Raw genomic sequence first — 19560 nt, 5'->3', positions numbered from 1 at the left:
AAAAGGCTCGGCCAACGTCACGAAAACAATAAAAACAAAACAGGAAGTCCACATGCAGAACGCATCAAGATGGCTACTCGCAGGGGTACTCGGCATCTCGACAACCGTCTCTCAGGCCGCGACTCTGGAAGAGCGGATGGCCGCATTCGAAGCCCGTGCCAGCGCTGCGGAAAAACGTGCAGCCGCAGCCGAACAGCAAACCCAGGCGCTCGCCAGGGAGCTTCAGCAACTCAAACTCTCGACCCCCGTTGCGCAGCCTGCCGCACCCACTTCTGCGTCCACCGTTGCGGCCAGTTCACAGCCGGCTCTGGATGATCGCGTGGCAAAACTCGAAGCCCGCCAGCAAAGCATGGACAAGCCAGGCAGTGCCGGACACCTCACCGACGGGTTCAGCTTCAAGGGCTACGCTCGCTCCGGTCTGTTGATCAACGACGGTTTGGGCGGAGGTCGCGGTGGGCCTTATACAACCCCCGCAGGTTCAGTCGGTGGAGCAGTCGGGCGGCTGGGTAACGAAGACGACACCTACATGCGCTTCGATCTGTCGAAAGAAATCTACGCGCAGAACGGCACGCGTTCCAAATTCACCGTCTCCATCGCCGACGGCGTTGAAAGCTATAACGACTGGACGGCCACCGAAAGCAGCCTGAACGTGCGTCAGGTATTTACCGAACTCGACCACATTGCCGCCTTCAAGGGTAATTCGGTGTTCGAGAACGCCACGCTGTGGGCCGGCAAGCGCTTCGACAGGGATAATTTCGATATCCACTGGCTGGACTCGGACGTGGTCTTTCTGGCCGGTACTGGTGGCGGTATCTACGATGTGCAGATGAACAAGGACTGGCGCTCGAACTATTCCCTGATTGGACGTAACTACGGAGATTTCAGTGAGGGCGGCGTCGATGCCGATGTGGAAAGCTACATCCTGACCTCCAACCAATTCTTCGCCAATGGTCAATGGCAGTGGATGTTCAACGCCATTGGCGCAAAGAAAAACGACGTCGGTACGCGCACCAATCAAGCGGGTTTTGCGCCCGCAGATTCAGGCCTGCACACCATGTTGGCCAATCACCAGAAAGACTTTTTCGGCAGGGAAGGCTTCTTCAAGACGGCGTTGCTCTATGGGCAGGGCCTGGGGGCTCAGGTCAAGGACATTGGCGCGGATGGCGAACTGATCGACGACGCCCGCGCGGTGCGTCTGGCCATGTACGGCGAGACGCCTGTTGCGCCGGGATGGCGCATCGGCCCGAGCTTGCTGGCCGAGCAGAGCAAAGACCGCTACGTCAAAGGCGACGATTACCGCTGGCTCACTCTGAACATGCGCCTGGCCAACGAGATCAACAGTAACTTCGAGATGGCCTACGAGTTGAGTTGGCAAACCATGGACCTTGACCCCAAAGGCTACCTGCAACGCAATGCAGTCGACGGCAACTTCTGGAAGTTTACGGTTGCGCCGACCTTCAAGCCGGACATGGGTGACCTGCTAACGCGTCCCGAATTGCGAGTGTTCGCAAGCCTCATGAACTGGTCTTCGGATCTGGACCGCTACAGCACGACCGGCAACTTCGGTAAAAGTGATTTCAACTCCGGTGGTGTCTGGCAGTTCGGCATCCAGATGGAAACCTGGTTCTAGTGCGGTAGTTCAGATGTGCCAGTGAAAATTCAGGCTCTCAATTCATTGCTGCGCTCGGGGTCTGATTTCTTCAACGGGTTGTTTCGGCACTTTTGAAAACTTGTAAAACAGATTTGGCTCACTCACGACGTACAGGTTGCCGTCGCGATCCATGGTCAGGCCTTCAGGTTGGGGAGCGCTGTTCTGGAGGTCGGAAAATGTACCCAGCAGTGATCGAATGCTGACGAAACGCCCTTTACCGTCCAGTTCTGTGATCGAGCGTGACTGATCGCTGAGCAGCAGTAAATGACCGGTTCGCGGATCGTAGTAACCGTCTGAAAGGTCGCGTGCAGCGACACTTTTCGTTATCCAGTCCAGCCGGTCGGCAATTTTGATCTGCAAACGGCCCTGATCGATGGAGCGCAGAACTCCGGAAACCTCGAACATCTGGCGCGGATCGCGTTCCTTGATCGCGAACAGGCGGTCGTTGGCAGGATCATAGGTCACGCCCTCGAATCCCTTGTTCTGGTTACTTGGGTTGATCAGTAGCGCAATGAACTGGGCTTCCTCGACGTGGATTGGGCGTGCTTGCGTCGGCAACGTGATGATGTCCAGTTGCTGGAGATCTTCATCGCACAGCACGATGCGACCATTACCCAGATAAGCCACGCCTTCTGTGTCGTCGAAACCGATCAATGGGTAGCGAGCGATTATGTCGCCGTTCGCGTCCAGCGCCAGCAGTTGCATGGGGCCTTTGTTGGTCACTGCCAGCAGTCGATCATTGTCGTAGTCGTAGGTTATCCCGGAGATATTGGCGACGTCCGGGGCAAGTGGTTTGGCGTCGATAACCACATGGAAATCCGGCAACCAGATATTCTTTTCGGCTGCCGTATTGCCCTTCACCCAGGTGCGACCGTAATGGTACAGCTGTTGGTGGACCTGAAAGTGTGCCGACACGGCGTAAGCCAGCAGCAGAACCCCGAGAGCACCTGCACTCAGCACTATCTGTGCGAGTGATACCTGCCTTCGAGCGACATTCGACCACGTCAGCCGCTTTGCCTTGATCGTTTCCAACTGCATGGCTTCAGGCACTCCCGCGTGTCGGGCGGCTGGGCGGGTGATTAATCAACATTCTGCTGCCAGGCGAAGCGATAGGCTTTCATGAGCGGTTCCGGTTTACACAGGCCGTTGTCGGCATCGGCATCGACGATGAACCAGTCAGCTCTGGAGGTCTGACCCAGCGGCCGGGCTTTTTCCGGCAAGAAGCAATTGGCCAATTGTTCACCCGGGACCAGAGCAAAGGTGCCGGGATGTTCTCGTAGCCAACGGGCTGACTGTTCGATTGCCGACGGCTTGGCAAAACCGAAATGCACGATGGGTTGGCGTGCATACAGCCAGTGGCCCTCGCGCCAGTTGACCAGTACCAGGTCGGCTCCCTGGGTGACGCTGGCGGCTTGTTCCATCAGGCTCTTGTGTGGATTTTCTCCCTCTATGACGGGTTCGATGAACCCTCTGGCGAACCACAGGCTGAGCCAGACAACCACCACTGCGGGGACCAGTCGCCCAGCCCTGACGCGGTCGTGGAACCAGCGTTTCAACAACCAGGGCAGCAAGGGGGCAGCGACCAGTACCAGACCGGGCAGCGCCGGAAAGATGTAGATCTTGCGTTTGCCACTGGAGAGGCTGAAGAACAACAGCACCAGCAAGACCCAGCCGAGCAGTACCAGAACCCGGCCATCCCGCTTGCTCAGTTGTCGGCGCCATGCCGGGATCAGCCAGGGCAGCACCAGCACCAATGGCAGCCAATACTGGGGGATGACTTTGACGAAGAAATACCAGAATGGCTCGCGATGGTCCCAGGCGCTGGCGTAGCGATTAGCCGTCTGGTGCAAGAGTATTTCCTGCACATAGGCGAAGCCTTCCGGCCCGCCATCACGCACGACCGAGATAACCATCGGCACCAGCCACAGGCAGCATGCAAGTAATAACGCCAGTAGACCCAGCGCCCAGCGGCCTATCTGTCCAGGCATGGCCACGACACCGGGCCAGCCTTTACGCGTGGCATAGGCGTAAGGGATCAACATCAATGCGGGAACAAAACCGACGCCCTTGGTGATAATGCCCAGGCCCATGGCCGCACAGCTGAAATAAAACCAGCCCCAGGCCGGTCCGAGCAACAAGTGGCGAACCAGCCCATAGAAGCCCAGCGCAATCCATAAGCACAGGAAGCTATCGATTTGTCCGGTGCGCAGGATGCTGTAGGTCTGATAGGTCGCCAGGAACAGCAAGGCGGCGTACCGTCCGATACGTCGGTTCCACAGACGGCTGCCCAGATCGTAGAGGACTGCGGTGGTCGCGCCTGCAGAGAGCAGCCCGGGCAGGTAAAGCGCGATGTTCGGGCTGCCCGTCAACCAGATGAAGAATGCGGTAGCCCACATGAACAGCGGCGGCTTGTCGGCATAAATCTCCCCGGCCCTGTGCGGGACGAACCACGAGCCGTTCTGCAGCATTTCCAGAGCAACGCCCAGAAAACGTTCTTCGTCCACGTTCTGCGGTAGACGCAGGCCCAGGCCGGCACCGACCAGTAAAACGGCCAGTGCGACCAGTAGCCATCCCTCGAGGCGAGGCGAAAGTTGAGTTCGCAACGTCATTGCTCCTCGGGTGTCTTGGCCTGTCGGCTGATCAGCTGCAGGTTGCGCATGTACACCAGCAGACCAAAGGACTGGCCGGCAATGAAGACCGGGTCCTGTCGATAAATGGCGTAAGCCAGCAAGATAGTGCTGCCCAGCATGCTCAGGTACCAGAAGCCCACCGGAATGATGCTGCGCTTCTTGAATTCGCTGTACAGCCATTGCAGGACAAAGCGTCCGGTAAAGACGGCCTGCCCGACAAAGCCGAGGATCAGCCAGAAGGTTTCGTTGTCCGGTTTCATGACCGTAGTTCCTGTGCCTCAACATCCAGGCGGGTGCGGCGGATCAACCACCAGACCCCGACCAGATCCAGAATGCCCACCAGTGCGCGGTCCAAGTTGCCGTACTTGGACACGCCGGCCTGGCGATGGCGGTGGTTGACGGGGTGCGTGACCATACGGCCGTTATGCCGCTGAATCAGCGCTGGAATGAACCGGTGCATATGGTCGAAGTACGGCAAGCGCAGAAACGCTGCCCGCTCAATCAGTTTCAGACCGCAACCGGTGTCTGGGGTAGCGTCCTTGAGAAGGCGACTACGCAGGCCGTTTGCGAATCGCGAGGCCCAGCGTTTACTGGCCGTATCGCGACGATTCACACGGTGCCCTGCCACCAGCTGGATCGCCCCGGGGCCTGCTTCGTGAGCGCGTACCAACGCCAGCATTCCTGGAATGTCCGCAGGGTCGTTCTGACCGTCACCGTCCAGGGTCGCCAGCCAGGTGCCGTTGGCCGCCAGTGCCGCGTGATAGACCGAGGTGCTCTGCCCGAGCGACTGCTCGTGGCGCAGGATCCGCAACACGGTCAGCCCGCTGTCCTTGAGGTGAGTCAGCACTTTCAAGGTGTCGTCTGTGCTGCCGTCATCAACGACCAGGATCTCGTAGCGCTCACCGTCCAGCGCTGTGCAAATCTCTTTTATCAGGCTTGGCAGGTTATCGGCTTCATTTTTGGCCGGTATCACGACGGAGAGAAAGGTGGGCGTGGTCATGGAAGTCCTTGTTATTGAAGTGGCACACAGAGCCGGGCCTGATAATGCTCCCGATACCAGTCGACGAAGGCCCTGACGCCGGTGTCGACCGAGACCTGTGGTTGAAAGTCGATCCATTGGCTCAGCGCACTGACGTCAGCCCAGGTTTGCAATACGTCGCCTGCTTGCAAAGGCAGGTAGCGTCGCTCGGCGCGCAGGCCTAGCGCGGCCTCCAGGCAATCGACGAACTCCAGCAGCTTGACGGGCTGACCGCGGCCGATGTTGAAGAGTTGGTGAGGTGGCTCGCTGCCAACCGTGTCGGGCGGCAGCAAGCGCAGACGCAGGATGCTTTCGACAATATCGTCGATGTAAGTGAAGTCTCGGGCCATTTCGCCATGGTTGTAGATATCCACAGGCTGCCCGGCCAACATGGCTTTTGTGAACTTGAACAGCGCCATGTCAGGCCGGCCCCAAGGTCCGTAGACAGTGAAAAAACGCAGTCCTGTGGCGCGCAGGCCGTACAGGTGGGAATAGCTGTAGGCGGTGAGTTCATTGGCGCGCTTGGTGGCGGCATACAGGGACAGCGGCCGGTCGACGGCATCCTCAACCTGAAACGGCATGCGCGTATTGGCGCCGTAGACCGAGCTGCTCGACGCGTAGATCAGGTGCGCTGGCCTGAACTGCCGACAGGCCTCGAGCACGTTGATAAAGCCGACCAGGTTGGATTGGGCGTAAACATTCGGTTGCTCAAGCGAATAGCGCACACCAGCCTGGGCTGCCAGGTGGATGACCTGTTCGAATTCATTGCGCGAGAACAGGGCGGACAGACCTTCGGCATCGGTGATGTCCAGCCTGTTGAACGTGAAACCTGGCAGGCGCTGGAGTATGGCCAGTCGCGATTGTTTAAGTTCGACGCTGTAATAGTCGTTGAGGTTGTCGATACCGACGACCTCTATACCGAGCTCGCACAGACGTTTGGCGACATGGAAGCCAATGAATCCGGCAGCACCTGTCACGAGCACCGTCATGGCTGGATCGCCTGGCCACGACCAATGCCATAGTAGGCAAATCCGGCATCACGCAATTGCGACGGGTCGAACAGGTTGCGGCCATCGAAAACCGCTCGATCCCGCAGTTTCTCGCCGAGCTGGTCCAGATCCAGCACCCGGTAGTCCTGCCATTCGGTCACCACTACCAGAGCATCTGCACCTTCCAGAGCATCTTGCTTGCACTGCACCAGTTGCAGGTCATCACGCTCGCCATAATGATGCCTGATAGCTTCGATCGCCTGCGGGTCGTGGGCCTGAACCCTGGCACCGGCTGCCCAGAGTGCTTCAAGCAGGGCATGGCTGGATGCTTCGCGAATATCGTCGGTATTGGGTTTGAAGGCCAGCCCCCAGACAGCGAAGACCTTGCCCTTGAGTTCGCCGTGATAATGAGCGTGGATATTTTTAAACAGACGGTGCTTCTGGCGGCGATTGACCTGTTCGACAGCATTGAGCAGCGCTGTCTCCACCCCGTTCTCGCTGGCTGTGCCGATCAGCGCCTGCAAGTCCTTGGGAAAGCATGAGCCACCGAAGCCGCAGCCTGGGTAAATGAAGTCGTAGCCAATGCGAGGGTCGGAGCCAATGCCAAGCCGGACCTGTTCTATGTCGGCACCCACCTGTTCGGCCAGGTTGGCCATCTCGTTGATGAACGAAATCTTGGTCGCCAGCAGGCAGTTGGCAGCGTACTTGGCCAGTTCCGCGCTACGGGCATCCATGATCACAAACTTCTCGCGGTTGCGACTGAACGGCTGATACAACTCGCGCATCTGCTCCAGCGCTTGCGGGCTGGCCCCGCCGACGATAATGCGATCCGGACGCAGGCAATCACTGACCGCGCAGCCTTCCTTGAAAAACTCTGGGTTGCTGATCACTTCAAAGCCGTCATCGCGTCGTGGACTGGCAGCGATTTCAGCGAGCAGGCGGTCAACTGTCCCCACGGGCGAAGTGGACTTGTTGACAATGATCCGAGCACCGTCAGCGTGTCTGAGCACGGAGCGCAGCACGGCAAACACCTGGCTCAGGTCTGCTTTGCCGTCGGCTTGCGCTGGTGTGCCAACTGCGATGAAGACCAACTCTGCAAAGCGGCTGGCGTGCACTTCATCGGTTGTGAAACTTAGTCTTTTGCAGTCCAGGCCGTTGCGGAGAAGTTCGCCAAGACCGGGCTCGAATATAGGACATATGCCTTCGCGCAGCGCATTAATGCGTTTGCTGTCGACATCCATGCAGCATACGGTGTGGCCCACTTCCGCCAGGCAGGCGGCAAGGGTAAGCCCCACATAACCGGTTCCGAACACTGTCACTTTCAAGTGCTGCTCCTTCTGCTCCATGAATTGAGGAGCCTGGTTTGTTTCAGGCGCCCGAACGCGTCTTGAACAACTAGCGCAAGATAAATGTCATAAATGTGTTAAGAAACGATGACATGAGTTTGTCATGTAGTGAAAAAGCCAAGGGCGGTCATACTTCAAGTGATCAGTTGGCAGCCTCTAGCTTCGCTTCATCATGAAAATAAAAAACAACCCTCCCAACAAAGCCGTCGCAATACCGATAGGCAGATCTTCTGGCGCGATAAGCGTGCGGGAAATGACATCCACCCAGATCATCAACAAAGCACCCAGAAGCGTGGCGACGGGCAGCAGTCGTCGATGCTCCGAGCCCACCAGACGTCTGGCGATGTGCGGCACCATCAGGCCGACGAAACCTATGGAGCCGCACAGCGCGACCAGTACGCCGGTCATCAGTGAGGCGATCAGGAAAACCAGCAGGCGCACATTGCGTACTTGCAGACCAAGGCTTGTGGCGGTCTGATCGCCGCCCATCAGTGCGTTCAGGGAACGACCCAGCCCTTGCAAAAGAACCCAGCCAGACAGAACCGTGATCAGTGGCACAACAAGCAGCTCCCAGCGCGCCAGACCCAGCCCGCCAAGCATCCAGAACAGCACTGAAGAGCTGGCGCGGTGGTCGCCCAGAAACAGCGACAGGTTGGCGATTGCCATCATCACGAAGGACATGGCCACACCGCCGAGCAGCAGGCGTTGGCTGTCCAGGCGGCCTTTGTGGCTGGCCAGCCACAGCACCAGGCACAGGCTGACCAGCGAGCCGACAAATGCAGCCAGTGGCAATGTCAGTGTGCCAAGCACTTCCCCTACATGCATGACCACGATAACTGCGCCGAGTGTCGCGCCCGAGGTCGCTCCCAGCAGGTGAGGGTCGGCCAGCGGGTTGCGCGTCGCGGCTTGCAGGACGCTGCCGATCAGGGCCAGTCCCGCGCCTGCCAGCACGCCCAGTAATACACGGGGCGTGCGTATCAGCCAGACGATGGTTTCCTGTCCCGCGGTCCAGAGGGGTGGGTTTTCGCTCGCGCCGAACAGCTTGAACATCAGGATATCCATCACCCGGTTCAACGGCACAGGGGCCGCGCCGAAGGTGATGCACACCAGGCATGAGAGCAGCAGCACGAGCGTCAGAGTGATCAGCAAACCCGTGTACCGGCGAGGACGCTCGGTCAGCCACTGCGCCAGGGTCATCGCGTCACGTCATGAAATGCCGCTGCAAGCGTCTCGATGGCTGTGACGTTATCGATACCAGGCGTCACCGCCACGTAGGGCAGCACGACATAGCGTCGGTTGCGGATCGCGTCGATGGATTGCAGCGCCGGGTTGCTTTCAAGGAAGTGCTGTTTCTGCGCGGCGCTGACTTCGCCGTAGTCGACGATCACAATAACCTCGGGGTTGCTTTGCACAACCGACTCCCAGTTGACGTGGGTCCAACTGGCCGCGACGTCGCCCATGACATTCTGCCCGCCCGCGGCGCTGATCAGTGCCTGGGGGATTGCCAGCCGCCCAGCGGTCATGGGCCGGTCTTCACCGCTGTCATACAGGAAAACCCTGGGCGGCGATTTGCCTGCCACGCTTGCCTGAACCTTGCTTACGCTGTGGCGCATTTGCGCAACCAGCGTCTCTGCGCGAGCCTGTACGTCGAATATCCGGCCCAGGTTCAGCAAGTCGTTGTAGACATCCGCAAGCGTCGCTTCAGCGCGCGGCATTATCTGCGCGCAGGACTCGGTCAGCTCATAGGCCTGAATACCCAATGGGGCCAGGCTCTGCGGCGTGACGTCGCCTCCCACCCGCATGCCATAGTTCCAGCCGGCAAAATAGAAGTCGGCGTTGGCATTGAGCAGTGTTTCCAGAGACGGGTATTTGCTGGCCAGCTCGGGCAGATTGCCAAGGTCGCGCAGCAGGCCCTGATCAGGTTTGTTCCAGCCGGTGATGCCGCTGTAGCCCACCATGTGTGATTGCAAACCCAGGGCAACCATCATTTTGGTGAGGTTTACATCATTGCTGACTGCACGCTGCGGCGCAGCCCTGAAGGTCACCGAGCGGTCGCAGCTTTGCACGGTGACGGGGTAGGCGCTGGGTTGCGCTTGCACCATCGGGCTGCACAACAAGGTGATCAAAGCCAGGCGGGTGAGCAGGGCGTTCATTTCAGGGTATCCAGGTAATGCGCGGGTAATCACGCAGAGGGTGGCTGTCGACCAGCGCCTTGGCGCCGAATACGTTGAGCAGCATTTCCGGGGTCAGCACTTCCTGGGGCGTGCCTTGCGCAATGAGCCGGCCGTGATGAATGACACACAGGCGATCACAGAATGCCGCCGCCAGGTTCAGGTCATGGATACTGGCCAGCGTCGCCACGCCGAGCTGTTTGACCAGCCCCAGCAGTTCCAGTTGATGGCGCGGGTCGAGGTGATTGGTCGGCTCGTCCAGCACCATCAACCGAGGTTCTTGCACCAGTGCCCGCGCCAGCAGGCAACGCTGTTTCTCGCCGCCGGACAACGTGTCGAACCGATGCTGTTCATAGCCCGCCAGCCCTACGGCGTTCAAAGCACTCTGCACAATCGCGCGGTCGTGGGCGCTGTCCGCAGCGAAGAAGCCCTGATGAGGCGCGCGGCCCATGCTCGTTACATCCAGCAGTGTCAGGCCGAATGCATCGGGAAACTCCTGGGCAACCACTGCTACGTGCCTGGCGCACCAGCGTGGGCTGCGGGACCAGATATCGTGAGCGCTGATCGCGACCTTGCCGCTGTGCGGACGGCTGTAGCGGAATGCACAACGCAGCAGGCTGGTCTTGCCGCTGCCATTGGGACCGATCAGGCCGACAAACTCGCCGGCAGCGATTTGCAGGTCGATATCTTTCAGGGCGAAGTGTTCGTGCGCGCAGACCGACGCCTGTTCCGGTGCCCACGCGAGACGCTCTAGCGCGAGCATCAGAAACTCAGGTCCGCAGTCACGTACAGCGAGCGGGGTTCACCCAGAATCCATTGCTGGCCTTCGTTGTACTGACTCGCTGCGTATTGCCGATCAAACAGATTGCGCGCCTGCAAGCCGAGCGTGGTATTGCGCAGTGCTTTCCATGACAGGCTGGCGTCGGCCACGGTGTAGGCGGGCAGTTCGCGGGTGTTGGCGATATCGGCGTATCGGCTGTCGACGTAGCGCAGCCCGGCGCCAATCTGCACAGCACTGCCGAGCTGTTTGTCGAGCCACAGGTTGGCCGTGCGCTTTGGCACATCGACGGGCGTATTGCCGTCACGCGAGACGGCCACGCCCGCTACGCTCTGATCAAATTGGTCATAGCGTGCACGAACGAAGGCCGCGTTGGCGGTCAGGGCCCAGTCCTGTGGCAGTTGCAGCTTCATGCTGGCCTCAAGCCCGTCGGAAGACTGCTGGCCTACCTGTTGGGTGAGGTCAGGATTGCCGGCATCGGTGGTGAGCAGCTTTTTCTTGACGATATGGTAAGCCGCCAGCGTCCACTCCAGGCGCTGGTCCCACAGTGACTGTTTGAAACCTACCTCCGATTGCCTGGCGGTGGCCAGGTCGAATTGTTGCTGTGTGGGGTTGAGAGAGACAAGGCTGCCAACGCCATCGGTGCTGGTCGAGTATTGAGCGTAGGCAGAACTGTCCGGCGTCAGCGCGTAAACCAGTCCGATTTTCCAGTTGTTGCCGATCAGGTCCTTTTCTGTGCGGCTGTCGTCACGCAGGGCGTTGCGCTCGATATCTACGTAGTCACGGCGCACGCCTGTGATTATCGAGAGTTGCTCGCTCAGTTGCGTGCGGTTTTCCCCGAAGACCGACAGTTGTCGGGTCGTGCTTTTGAACAGCTCCGAATAGGGCGACGCACTCTGAAAATTGCCCGGTGCGGGATGTTCGATATCAATGGGGTCTCCCGCCGGATTCACATCGTTGTAGGGGGAGTTGTTGGTCAACTTGAAGCGGATACGGTTGACGTCCATTCCCAGCACACTCTGGCTATCCATCCCGCCCAGACTGTGTTTGAAGGTGAACGTCTGTCGATCTCCCACCTGCTCCTGATTGTGCTTGATGCTGAAATAGCCGCTGCGCGACAGCTGCTGAGTGGCAGCGTCCCAGTTGTAGTTTTCGGCGTTCTGCCAGCGTCGGTGCGAGGTCAGGTAGTAAAGCTCGTTGGATGAAGTCAGCCGGTCGGAGATCTGCCAGTCGGTGGTCAGCCGCGTCCATTGGTCATCGTAATGTTGCTTGTCGTTCTCGATGTTGTAGTTCTTGTCTCGCAAGCCTTCGTGATAACGGCCGTTGATCATCGGCACGCCGAAGTAGTTCATCGGGCGCTGATTGCCGCCGTCATGGGCGAGGGTGAACGACAGGTCTTCGCTGGCCTGCCAGCGCAGGGCACCGCTGAAGAACGTGCTTTGCGAGTCGCCGTCATTGATCCAGCCGTTGCTGCGCAGCTGATTGAGGTTCAAGCGATAGCTCAATTGATCGGTTAACGAGCCGCCGCTGTCCAGCGCAGTTTGCTGGCTATCGTACGAACCGTAGCCAAGGCGCAGGTGGTTTTCGATATCGCCTTCAAAAGGCTTCTTGGGGATGACATTGATCACTGCCCCGGTAGCACCTTCGCCATAGAGCACGGAGGCCGGGCCGCGCAGCACTTCAATGCGGTCGATTGCCCAGGTATCGACCGGCATGGTGACGGTGCCCATGGCGCTGTACATGCGGCTGCCGTCATACAATTGCATCACCGAGCCCTGACCTGTGAAACCACGCGCGGACAACGCCGTGCCTCCGTCGCCGGGCTTACCGATCGCCGTGATGCCGGGGCTGCGGGCCACGGCCTGCTGCACATTGGCGTCACCGCGACTGCGAACCTCGTCGCCATCGAGCGAGCTGGTGCTGGCCGGGGTCTGCAAGGCCGTCAATGGCAGGCGAGAACCCGCATGCGTAACTGAATCGAGATGCTCTGCATCTTGCGACAGGGCCGTAGCGTTAATCGTGGACGGAGCAAGCTCGACCTGTTCGGAAGCGTTTGCGTAGCTCGCGCTGCTGGCCAGCAGGCAGAGCGTTGCGACTGCACGGCGGGAATGGAAACGAGGGCTGATCATGGATTGAAGGGTCGCTTTGGAGGACTGCGTTTGGTAACCTTTAATTGTTATAACATAACATTTGTAGGCCGGCATACCCGCTTACTAATCTTCAAGGGGTGGGGGCGGTTCGATCTATAGCGCTGGCGAATGCAGAATCTCTTTCAGAAGAGCGGGGCCGCCAGGGAGGTGTTCGGGCATCGCTTCCATGACTTGAGTTAAGTCATGCGAAAAATCGTAGAGTCAAAACCTTGTGTGGACGGTTACGTCAGAAATCAAATCTATCCAGTAACCAGTTAAGTTCCTGGACCGTCAACGCAATTGCCTCATGCATCTCATCGAGAGAGGCGTTGAAACGCCCCGACTCAAGGTGCTTGAACCGAAGGCACAGGCCGTTGTGCTCTCAGCAAAGGATTTTCACGTGTTTACCGTGTCGATTCAGAAAAAAGCAAGGGATCGGACACGGCGACTTTTATGTCCACATTTGACAGATTTCGAAATCAGCACACTAGCGACCATCTGCCTGAAGGCACATTTTTTTACCATCGACCACTTTACATGGCCAGTGATCATTAATATAAGTGTCGGGTTTGAAGCAGGCATTTTGATTATTTACCCAGAATGTTTGCCAGCCAGAGCCTGAAGGTCTCAGATCATTGCATAACGAGTAACCGGTCGATACGAGCCACAGTGTGGTTAATATAGGCAGAGGAAGAGATACATACAGAAGCGTTTTCAAGAAGAGCTTAAACATTACACTTTGAAATTTTGCAGCACGCGTACCGGGTTCTGGAGAAAAAACCTTTCGCGTGGTAAATGCCGCTATTGCAGCATATCCCATCAATATCGCAATAAACGGCGCGGCAAGAAGGGCATAGGCTATATATTGAACTTCTATGATCGGAGCGTTTCTCCAGAGGCGTCCATAGACGGGTGTCACGCCGTCGACAATTATATATACGGCGCTGGCCAGTAGCAGGATAGCCAGTAAAAGCCCCAACACGGTGATGAGGCGAAAGTATTTGGGGAGTGAGTCGATGGATGCACTTTTAACTTTTTTCATAGCTTAGGTAGCCTAAATTGTCCTAGGCGTGGGAGTTCAGGGACTGGTAAGTTGGGCATTATTTGATCGGTGACATTGCGTTTGAACCAGTCTTTGGCGGCTTTTTCCGCTTCGCTCATCAAGGCATCAATAAGATTGTCAGGAAGGCTTCTTATTGAGTTTCTTATGTTGTCAGGATTGATTTTTTTTAGGGTTTCACCGAGCTCTTCTAAGTGGTTGATTGTATAGTCAGTGTAGAGGCGTACCTGTTCTTTTAAGCCGCTCTTGATTCCATTGTTATTGTCTATCACGTTTAAAAAATAACTGGCTGCGAAAACAAATGCCACGCCGATAGCGACAGGTATTATTGCTGATCCTATGAAAACACCGGCGATACCTGCGGCTGCATAGCCGACAGCCGTTGCGATACCCGCTTTGACCAACTCAACGCCGACGCCGACGAAAAGGTCAGACATGACACTTTCGTCAGAGAGAAAGTGCTCAAATAATTCTATTCCTACCGCGACATAGGCGGAAAGTTTAAAACCCTTTATGGCCTCGCCATTGAGGCTGTATTTACCTATACCTACCTCAATAAGCTTCGCATTTTGAGCTAAATATCGTGTTCCCTTGAGCACCGATCTTAGTCCTGGCCTGCCCGTGATGATAACGTACTCCTTACCATTGACTATTGTATATTTAAGTCGGGTCTTATAGCCTCCGATGCGCTTCCACAGTTGCCCTAACTTAAATGTATCACGGGCTGCCATTCCGGTAGGCACTACCCAGTTGGTATTAACCCACTGATGCGCAGTGCTCTGGTAAAGCGACTTGGTACAGCCCCACCCCCCATCCAGTAGTTCTTTATCAGTCCGTGGGCACAGCCAATGCGTTTGTGTGGATCCTTCGTGCGGGGAACTGATGCCTGCCGCCAGGCGATTGGCGTCCTGAAGGGTCAGCACAATCATTTCAGTATGATTTGTGTCTAGGTCATGCTCGAGCTTTTGAGCCTGTTCGTTGGTCAGTCCCATCGTGTCCTCCCTGAATTTCGCAAATGTAAACTCGGACAGCATCCTGGTCAAACTGTGCCTTTGTTAAAAATGTTACAAAAATAATTTCCTGCCGTCATCTGGCTCAAGTCACATCCTCTCTCTGCGCAGCTTGACAGATAAGAGCTCAGGCGGTCTCATTATTCACTTCCAGACTTTATTGCAGGATGCACAGATGATTTTTAATGCACTGGAACAGTTGACTCAGCAGAACAGTCGACTAATCACCTTTGACTCGCCACTGCCTCCCGAGCAAGAGCTGCGTCTGGAAAATTTTTCAGGACGTGAAGCGATTTCTGAACTTTTTGCGTTTGAGGCCACGCTGATATCAAGTGACGCTCGAATTGAGTTGAAAAAGCTTGTGGGCAAGAAGGTTTCCCTCGGTCTCACCCTTGCTGATGGAAATGTACGTCATCTTAGTGCTCACGTATCGGACTTCGTGCATTTGGGGGCCGATGGAGGCGTCGCCAGCTATCATGCGCGGCTGGTGCCGTGGGTCTGGCTGCTTAGCAGGCGCAGTGATTCGCGCGTTTTTCAGGACAAAACAGTAGAAGAGGTTGTAAGGGAAATTTTTTCCTATTATCAGAGCCTCGCAGTATTTGAGTTTCGTCTGACTCGTCCTCTAAAGAAAATGAGTTACTGTACTCAGTATATGGAGTCAGACTTAAATTTTATTCTTCGTCTCCTCGAAGCTGAAGGTTTATTTTTTACGTTTCAACATTCCCAAGATGAACACTGCATGATGATCATGGATGACAGTCGCGATCTTCCTGCGCTGCCTGCTCAACCCGTCATTCGGTATCATCGCGCATCTGTCACCGAAGAGGCTGACTCGATCACCACGTGGTCATCCTCTCGTAACCTACAGCCTACTCAGTTGGCCATGAAGTCTTTCGACTATAAACAGCCCAGAGATCCGCAACTGGTACAGATGAAATCAATCGCCAAACAGGGCGAGGTGGGAGAGTTTGAAACCTTCGATTATGAGGGGGTATACGGTTACACTGATCTTGAAGATGGCCAACAAAAAGCCCGAAACCGGCTAGAGGCGATGGAGGTATTAGGCAAGCAGTTTTCGGGTTCCAGTAACTGCCGTGTCATGGAGCCTGGATATTTCTTTGAGCTGACGCAGCACTACGATCATGACCAAGATAGCCAGGAGGACAGGCAGTTTTTATTGCTGAGCGTAAATCACTCAGGCCAGAACAACTATCTCAGTCACGGTGAGCCCGGTTACCAGAATTCATTTGAGTGCATCCGTCGTAAGATCCCTTACAGGCATAGACTGTCTACACCGCGGGCTGCAATCCGCGGCCCGCAAACCGCCATCATCGTCGGCCCCCCCGGCGAAGAAATCTACACTGATGAAATGGGCCGTGTAAAAGTGCAGTTCCACTGGGACCGCTATGGCCAGTTCGACGACAAAAGCTCCTGCTGGGTCCGCGTTGCCCAATCCGGTGCCAGCGGCGGTTTCGGCAGCATTCAGATCCCTCGTGTCGGCGACGAAGTCGTAGTGGTATTCCTCGACGGTAACCCTGACCGCCCGCTGATCATGGGCAGTCTCTACAACAGCCAGAACACGCCGCCATGGTCTCTCCCGGCCAACAAGACTCAAAGTGGCTTCCTGACCCGGTCGATGAAAGGCCATGGCGGCACAGCGAACTTCTTTCGCTTTGAAGACAAGGCCGGTGCTGAGCAAGTCATCATGCACGCCGAGCGCAACATGGACACCGAGATTGAATTCGACGAGACGCACAAAGTCGGTAACAACCGCTTGATGACAATTGATGGCATGCAAACCGAGATCATCAAGAAAGACGCTGTGATGAATGTTCAGGAAGGCTCACTGACGATTCAGGTTGATAACCAGTTCATCCAGGTCAATGCCAAGCAGCACATCATTCTTCAGGTAGGCGAAAGCAGCATCACCCTTACGCCGGACGGAATCGAGATCAAAGGCAACGCCATTACCACAGTGAGCAAGGGCACAACTCAAATCACCGGCGCGCCGGTCAGAGTCAATGACTGAGGTAGCGAGCCGATGACCAGCACCAGTATTTATGATCGTATTTAAGAAAGGCTTTTGGCTCAGGGGGCACTAGGCTCTGTACGTAAAGTGGCTGCGCTCGGTGATGTTGCGAAAAACAGGCTCGAGCGCGAGTCCGATCGGAATGCTCATTTACAACACGTAGAGTCGAGCGCGACCCCGGCCGTTCCTCGCCTGTTTTTGCCTTGCCTGACCTTCGCTCGCCGACTTTTCGTACAGAACCTAGGCTGCATGGTTCTGGCTACTCATGCCCGCCTTGTTACCACCAACTCCACCGCTGCAATACGGTCCACGTCTTCGTAACCCTCTTCAAGCAGCTCTTCGCCAAACACATCCGGGTCCAGTTCGCGGTAGGTCCATGCCAGGGCCGCATGATCGATATCGTCGCGCACGGCCTCGAAGAACGGGTCGTGCTCGCCCACCATGGCCACACCGGTATAGAGCACCAACGAGCCGCCCGGGGTAAGGCGATCCAGCGATTCGCGCAGGATGCGCACTGACAGGTCCGCGCCTAATGCGTCACCACCGTGGCGGTAGGCGCGGCGCTTGGCGTCTTTCATGTACGGCGGGTTGGCAACGATGAGGTCGAAGTTGCCTGTCAGGCCCGAGAGGATATCGCTGTGGCAGCATTGCATGTTTTCCAGCCCGGCCACCCTGGCGTTGGTCTGAGCGAAATGCAGGGCCTTGGGGTTAATGTCGACGGCGCAGACCTGCGCCTGCGGGCGCGCAACCGCGATCAGCAGGGCACCAGCGCCGGTGCCACAGCCGATGTCGACGGCGCGGTTGATGGAGTGCGAAGTGCCTTGCAGATGGCGATTGATGGAGTGCGCAAAGCGATAGGTATCCGGACCGAAAAACACCGAGTCTTCATCGCCGGTAGGAAATGCGGAATGCACCAGTAACAAGTCATCCAGGCTTGAAAATCTCACCCGGCTCTTCACGCCGTCTTCGCTGCGTTGAAGAATACCGGCTTCCAACAGCCCCTGAGCCTCTGCAACCGGAAGCATGGATTCCGGTATCGTACGGCTCCATCCGAAGACATCCCGCAGCGATACCGCAGTGCGGTTCTCCGGGCGTTGATTGACGTGTTGATGAGTCAACGGCGTGGGCGTGATGAAACGATAGCCACTGGTTTTGAGGCGCTGGGCGAGCGCAATCAGCGCGGCGCTGTCGGGCAATGAATGACTCATGGGCGGGCTCCTGTCACTCGCTCGGCCATGCTGCTGACAAACAGGCGAGTGGCATGTAGCCCGGCGGCCGACGCGTGCCTTGCCGGGGACATGCTCTCGATCAACGTGGACATCTTCTCGGACGCCGCTGCCGACTCGAGTTTCATGTGCAGCTCGCGCACATCCGGGTCAGCATCCGCCGACGCAGGCCCCGCAAGAACCGGCGACGGCTGAGCGCCGCCTTGCAGATTGCGGAAACGGGAACGAAATGCTTCCGGCAGACGCTTGCCGACAGGCGGCTGAGCGCTCCCATCCGACAGCCAGTCGCCAGCGATCCAGTCGTGCACCAATTGCTTCTCGTAGCCATTGAACACGCCGAACATCGGTGCACCGACCCCTTCGAACAGTTTCCAGAAGCGGCTATTAAGAGGGTCTTCGTGACGCTTGATCCAGCCCCTGTTTTGCAGCACGGCAAGAAATTCCGGGATCTGGTCAGGCTCGGCAAGCCACTCGTTGACCGTCTTGCCGTCCAGACGGCAATAGTCGGAATGCATGTGCTGACCAAAGGTCCGCTTGCGCTCCAGCATGGCGATCACTTCCTGCTCCAGATCGAACGACTGGATGACCTGGGTAGAGCCCATGCCCAACTCGTTCAGTCGGTAGCCATTGGCGACACGGCGATAAAACTCGTCACGCTCCTGGCCCACAGGCAACAGCTCAAGAACGCTCTGCGCAGCCTTGCGTGCGTGGCCGGTGCTGGCGTTATCGATCGTCACATGCAACGTGAAGTAATAAGGGTCGATGCCCAGTTCATTCAGTTCGAACGATGTGATGAGCAAATGCAGCGGCAGCTGTTCATAGCCCAGGTTGTAACCAATCACCTCGGGAAGGTACTGCTCGCTCAATTGCCCGAGCGACAGCTGAATGGCACCTTGCAGGTAGGCGTCATCTGCCAGTGGGGCGCTGGTATCGCAGTCCAGATCGGCCAGCAATTTGCGGTACAGGGAGACATGATTCTGCGCCTGTTCGCCGTCACCCAGTTCTTCCAGGTAAGTACGAATCAGCCCGTGAAAACGGTAGTCTGCCCAATGCGGCAGCAAGCCATACAGCCATGCGCCGTCAACCAGCTTGGTCGGCGCGACCTGCTGAATGAAATACATCGCTTGAGCCTTGGTCTTGAAAAATCGCCTGGGTTGTCCGGCGCGACGTTGTTCAAGATAGAGCGCATAGTGATCGGCTACGACCCCTACGTTCTGCTCCATCCAGTGTTCCAGCGTTTCAGGCTGAGCCGGAAGGTCGCAGTTTTCCCGCTCGGCCAGGGCCAGGCAGTGATTCAGAAACATGACCGCATCGTGTTGATATTCTGGAGCACGTTCACTCATCCATGATTGATAGACGGTTTTTGAACAGGCTTCTTCAACGACGGTTTTGACGACGGCATTGCCGTTCATCACTTGAAGAGACGTCATGAAAATCGTACCTCGGCAGTTGAAAATCACGATTGACGCGGTCACGCGGGACTTTCTGTTTTTCTATGCAGCGTAGATAAGTGAGTACCGTGA

17 protein-coding genes are annotated in these 19560 nt (G+C 56.9%); 2 read left to right on the top strand and 15 right to left on the bottom strand.

Annotated elements, in window-relative coordinates; translation table 11 throughout:
• Nucleotides 1-52 precede the first annotated feature (52 nt).
• Entirely contained in the window at nt 53-1630 is a 1578-nt protein-coding gene (locus KP808_RS25735; protein ID WP_230017197.1) for a carbohydrate porin, read from the top strand.
• A 42-nt stretch (nt 1631-1672) separates the two neighbouring features.
• Here the strand turns inward: KP808_RS25735 and KP808_RS25730 are convergent, their stop codons facing one another.
• From KP808_RS25730 to KP808_RS25675, 13 genes are all read right to left on the bottom strand, one after another.
• Nucleotides 1673-2689: an SdiA-regulated domain-containing protein gene (locus tag KP808_RS25730; RefSeq protein WP_230017196.1), complete on the bottom strand. Its 1017-nt coding sequence runs from the start codon at nt 2687-2689 to the stop codon at nt 1673-1675.
• 41 nt (nt 2690-2730) lie between these two features.
• On the bottom strand, nt 2731-4260 hold the full coding sequence (locus tag KP808_RS25725) for an ArnT family glycosyltransferase (RefSeq protein WP_230017195.1): 1530 nt from the start codon (nt 4258-4260) through the stop codon (nt 2731-2733).
• Nucleotides 4257-4541 carry a lipid-A-disaccharide synthase N-terminal domain-containing protein gene (locus KP808_RS25720; protein WP_010213815.1) on the bottom strand — a complete coding sequence of 95 codons (285 nt, stop codon included), beginning with the start codon at nt 4539-4541 and terminating at the stop codon, nt 4257-4259. The genes KP808_RS25725 and KP808_RS25720 overlap by 4 nt, the downstream gene beginning before the upstream one ends.
• Entirely contained in the window at nt 4538-5281 is a 744-nt protein-coding gene (locus KP808_RS25715; protein WP_010213812.1) for a glycosyltransferase family 2 protein, read from the bottom strand. The genes KP808_RS25720 and KP808_RS25715 overlap by 4 nt, the downstream gene beginning before the upstream one ends.
• Before the next feature lie 11 nt (nt 5282-5292).
• On the bottom strand, nt 5293-6288 hold the full coding sequence (locus KP808_RS25710) for an NAD-dependent epimerase (RefSeq protein ID WP_230017194.1): 996 nt from the start codon (nt 6286-6288) through the stop codon (nt 5293-5295).
• The gene (locus KP808_RS25705) at nt 6285-7613 is read right to left on the bottom strand and encodes a UDP-glucose dehydrogenase family protein (RefSeq protein WP_230017193.1); all 1329 of its coding nucleotides are present in this window, start codon (nt 7611-7613) and stop codon (nt 6285-6287) included. The genes KP808_RS25710 and KP808_RS25705 overlap by 4 nt, the downstream gene beginning before the upstream one ends.
• A 177-nt stretch (nt 7614-7790) precedes the next feature.
• Nucleotides 7791-8831 carry a FecCD family ABC transporter permease gene (locus KP808_RS25700; RefSeq protein ID WP_230017192.1) on the bottom strand — a complete coding sequence of 347 codons (1041 nt, stop codon included), beginning with the start codon at nt 8829-8831 and terminating at the stop codon, nt 7791-7793.
• Nucleotides 8828-9787 (bottom strand): ABC transporter substrate-binding protein, encoded by a 960-nt coding sequence (locus KP808_RS25695; protein ID WP_230017191.1) that lies wholly within the window; start codon nt 9785-9787, stop codon nt 8828-8830. Before KP808_RS25695 ends, KP808_RS25700 begins: the two co-directional genes overlap by 4 nt.
• 1 nt (nt 9788) lies before the next feature.
• Nucleotides 9789-10568 carry an ABC transporter ATP-binding protein gene (locus KP808_RS25690; RefSeq protein ID WP_058402504.1) on the bottom strand — a complete coding sequence of 260 codons (780 nt, stop codon included), beginning with the start codon at nt 10566-10568 and terminating at the stop codon, nt 9789-9791.
• Nucleotides 10568-12712 (bottom strand): TonB-dependent receptor, encoded by a 2145-nt coding sequence (locus KP808_RS25685; RefSeq protein WP_230017190.1) that lies wholly within the window; start codon nt 12710-12712, stop codon nt 10568-10570. The genes KP808_RS25690 and KP808_RS25685 overlap by 1 nt, the downstream gene beginning before the upstream one ends.
• 247 nt (nt 12713-12959) lie before the next feature.
• Nucleotides 12960-13082: a transposase gene (locus KP808_RS26305; RefSeq protein WP_147467855.1), complete on the bottom strand. Its 123-nt coding sequence runs from the start codon at nt 13080-13082 to the stop codon at nt 12960-12962.
• A gap of 117 nt (nt 13083-13199) precedes the next feature.
• A complete protein-coding gene (locus KP808_RS25680) occupies nt 13200-13754 on the bottom strand; it encodes a hypothetical protein (protein ID WP_044423902.1) in 555 nt (184 codons plus the stop codon).
• Nucleotides 13751-14764 carry a hypothetical protein gene (locus KP808_RS25675; RefSeq protein ID WP_063611893.1) on the bottom strand — a complete coding sequence of 338 codons (1014 nt, stop codon included), beginning with the start codon at nt 14762-14764 and terminating at the stop codon, nt 13751-13753. Before KP808_RS25675 ends, KP808_RS25680 begins: the two co-directional genes overlap by 4 nt.
• Before the next feature lie 193 nt (nt 14765-14957).
• Between KP808_RS25675 and KP808_RS25670 the strand changes: the two genes are divergently transcribed.
• Nucleotides 14958-16811 (top strand): type VI secretion system Vgr family protein, encoded by a 1854-nt coding sequence (locus tag KP808_RS25670; RefSeq protein WP_058407661.1) that lies wholly within the window; start codon nt 14958-14960, stop codon nt 16809-16811.
• A 263-nt stretch (nt 16812-17074) separates the two neighbouring features.
• Here KP808_RS25670 and KP808_RS25665 read toward each other — a convergent pair whose 3' ends face one another.
• Nucleotides 17075-18019 (bottom strand): N5-glutamine methyltransferase family protein, encoded by a 945-nt coding sequence (locus KP808_RS25665; RefSeq protein ID WP_230017189.1) that lies wholly within the window; start codon nt 18017-18019, stop codon nt 17075-17077.
• Nucleotides 18016-19467 (bottom strand): iron-containing redox enzyme family protein, encoded by a 1452-nt coding sequence (locus KP808_RS25660; RefSeq protein WP_230017188.1) that lies wholly within the window; start codon nt 19465-19467, stop codon nt 18016-18018. The genes KP808_RS25665 and KP808_RS25660 overlap by 4 nt, the downstream gene beginning before the upstream one ends.
• Nucleotides 19468-19560: the final 93 nt, after the last annotated feature.

Origin of the sequence: Pseudomonas savastanoi (genome assembly GCF_020917325.1) — a bacterium.
GTDB lineage: Bacteria > Pseudomonadota > Gammaproteobacteria > Pseudomonadales > Pseudomonadaceae > Aquipseudomonas > Aquipseudomonas amygdali.
The sequence above is the reverse complement of the archived record's forward strand: the minus strand, read 5'-3'. Positions and strand labels throughout refer to the sequence as shown.

What these genes read in the sequence shown, in the direction of transcription:
- KP808_RS25735 (WP_230017197.1), top strand. Translation starts at nt 53, where the DNA reads ATGCAGAACGCATCAAGATGGCTACTCGCAGGGGTACTCGGCATCTCG.
- KP808_RS25730 (WP_230017196.1), bottom strand. Translation starts at nt 2,689, where the DNA reads ATGCAGTTGGAAACGATCAAGGCAAAGCGGCTGACGTGGTCGAATGTC.
- KP808_RS25725 (WP_230017195.1), bottom strand. Translation starts at nt 4,260, where the DNA reads ATGACGTTGCGAACTCAACTTTCGCCTCGCCTCGAGGGATGGCTACTG.
- KP808_RS25720 (WP_010213815.1), bottom strand. Translation starts at nt 4,541, where the DNA reads ATGAAACCGGACAACGAAACCTTCTGGCTGATCCTCGGCTTTGTCGGG.
- KP808_RS25715 (WP_010213812.1), bottom strand. Translation starts at nt 5,281, where the DNA reads ATGACCACGCCCACCTTTCTCTCCGTCGTGATACCGGCCAAAAATGAA.
- KP808_RS25710 (WP_230017194.1), bottom strand. Translation starts at nt 6,288, where the DNA reads ATGACGGTGCTCGTGACAGGTGCTGCCGGATTCATTGGCTTCCATGTC.
- KP808_RS25700 (WP_230017192.1), bottom strand. Translation starts at nt 8,831, where the DNA reads ATGACCCTGGCGCAGTGGCTGACCGAGCGTCCTCGCCGGTACACGGGT.
- KP808_RS25695 (WP_230017191.1), bottom strand. Translation starts at nt 9,787, where the DNA reads ATGAACGCCCTGCTCACCCGCCTGGCTTTGATCACCTTGTTGTGCAGC.
- KP808_RS25690 (WP_058402504.1), bottom strand. Translation starts at nt 10,568, where the DNA reads ATGCTCGCGCTAGAGCGTCTCGCGTGGGCACCGGAACAGGCGTCGGTC.
- KP808_RS25685 (WP_230017190.1), bottom strand. Translation starts at nt 12,712, where the DNA reads ATGATCAGCCCTCGTTTCCATTCCCGCCGTGCAGTCGCAACGCTCTGC.
- KP808_RS25680 (WP_044423902.1), bottom strand. Translation starts at nt 13,754, where the DNA reads ATGAAAAAAGTTAAAAGTGCATCCATCGACTCACTCCCCAAATACTTT.
- KP808_RS25675 (WP_063611893.1), bottom strand. Translation starts at nt 14,764, where the DNA reads ATGGGACTGACCAACGAACAGGCTCAAAAGCTCGAGCATGACCTAGAC.
- KP808_RS25670 (WP_058407661.1), top strand. Translation starts at nt 14,958, where the DNA reads ATGATTTTTAATGCACTGGAACAGTTGACTCAGCAGAACAGTCGACTA.
- KP808_RS25665 (WP_230017189.1), bottom strand. Translation starts at nt 18,019, where the DNA reads ATGAGTCATTCATTGCCCGACAGCGCCGCGCTGATTGCGCTCGCCCAG.
- KP808_RS25660 (WP_230017188.1), bottom strand. Translation starts at nt 19,467, where the DNA reads ATGACGTCTCTTCAAGTGATGAACGGCAATGCCGTCGTCAAAACCGTC.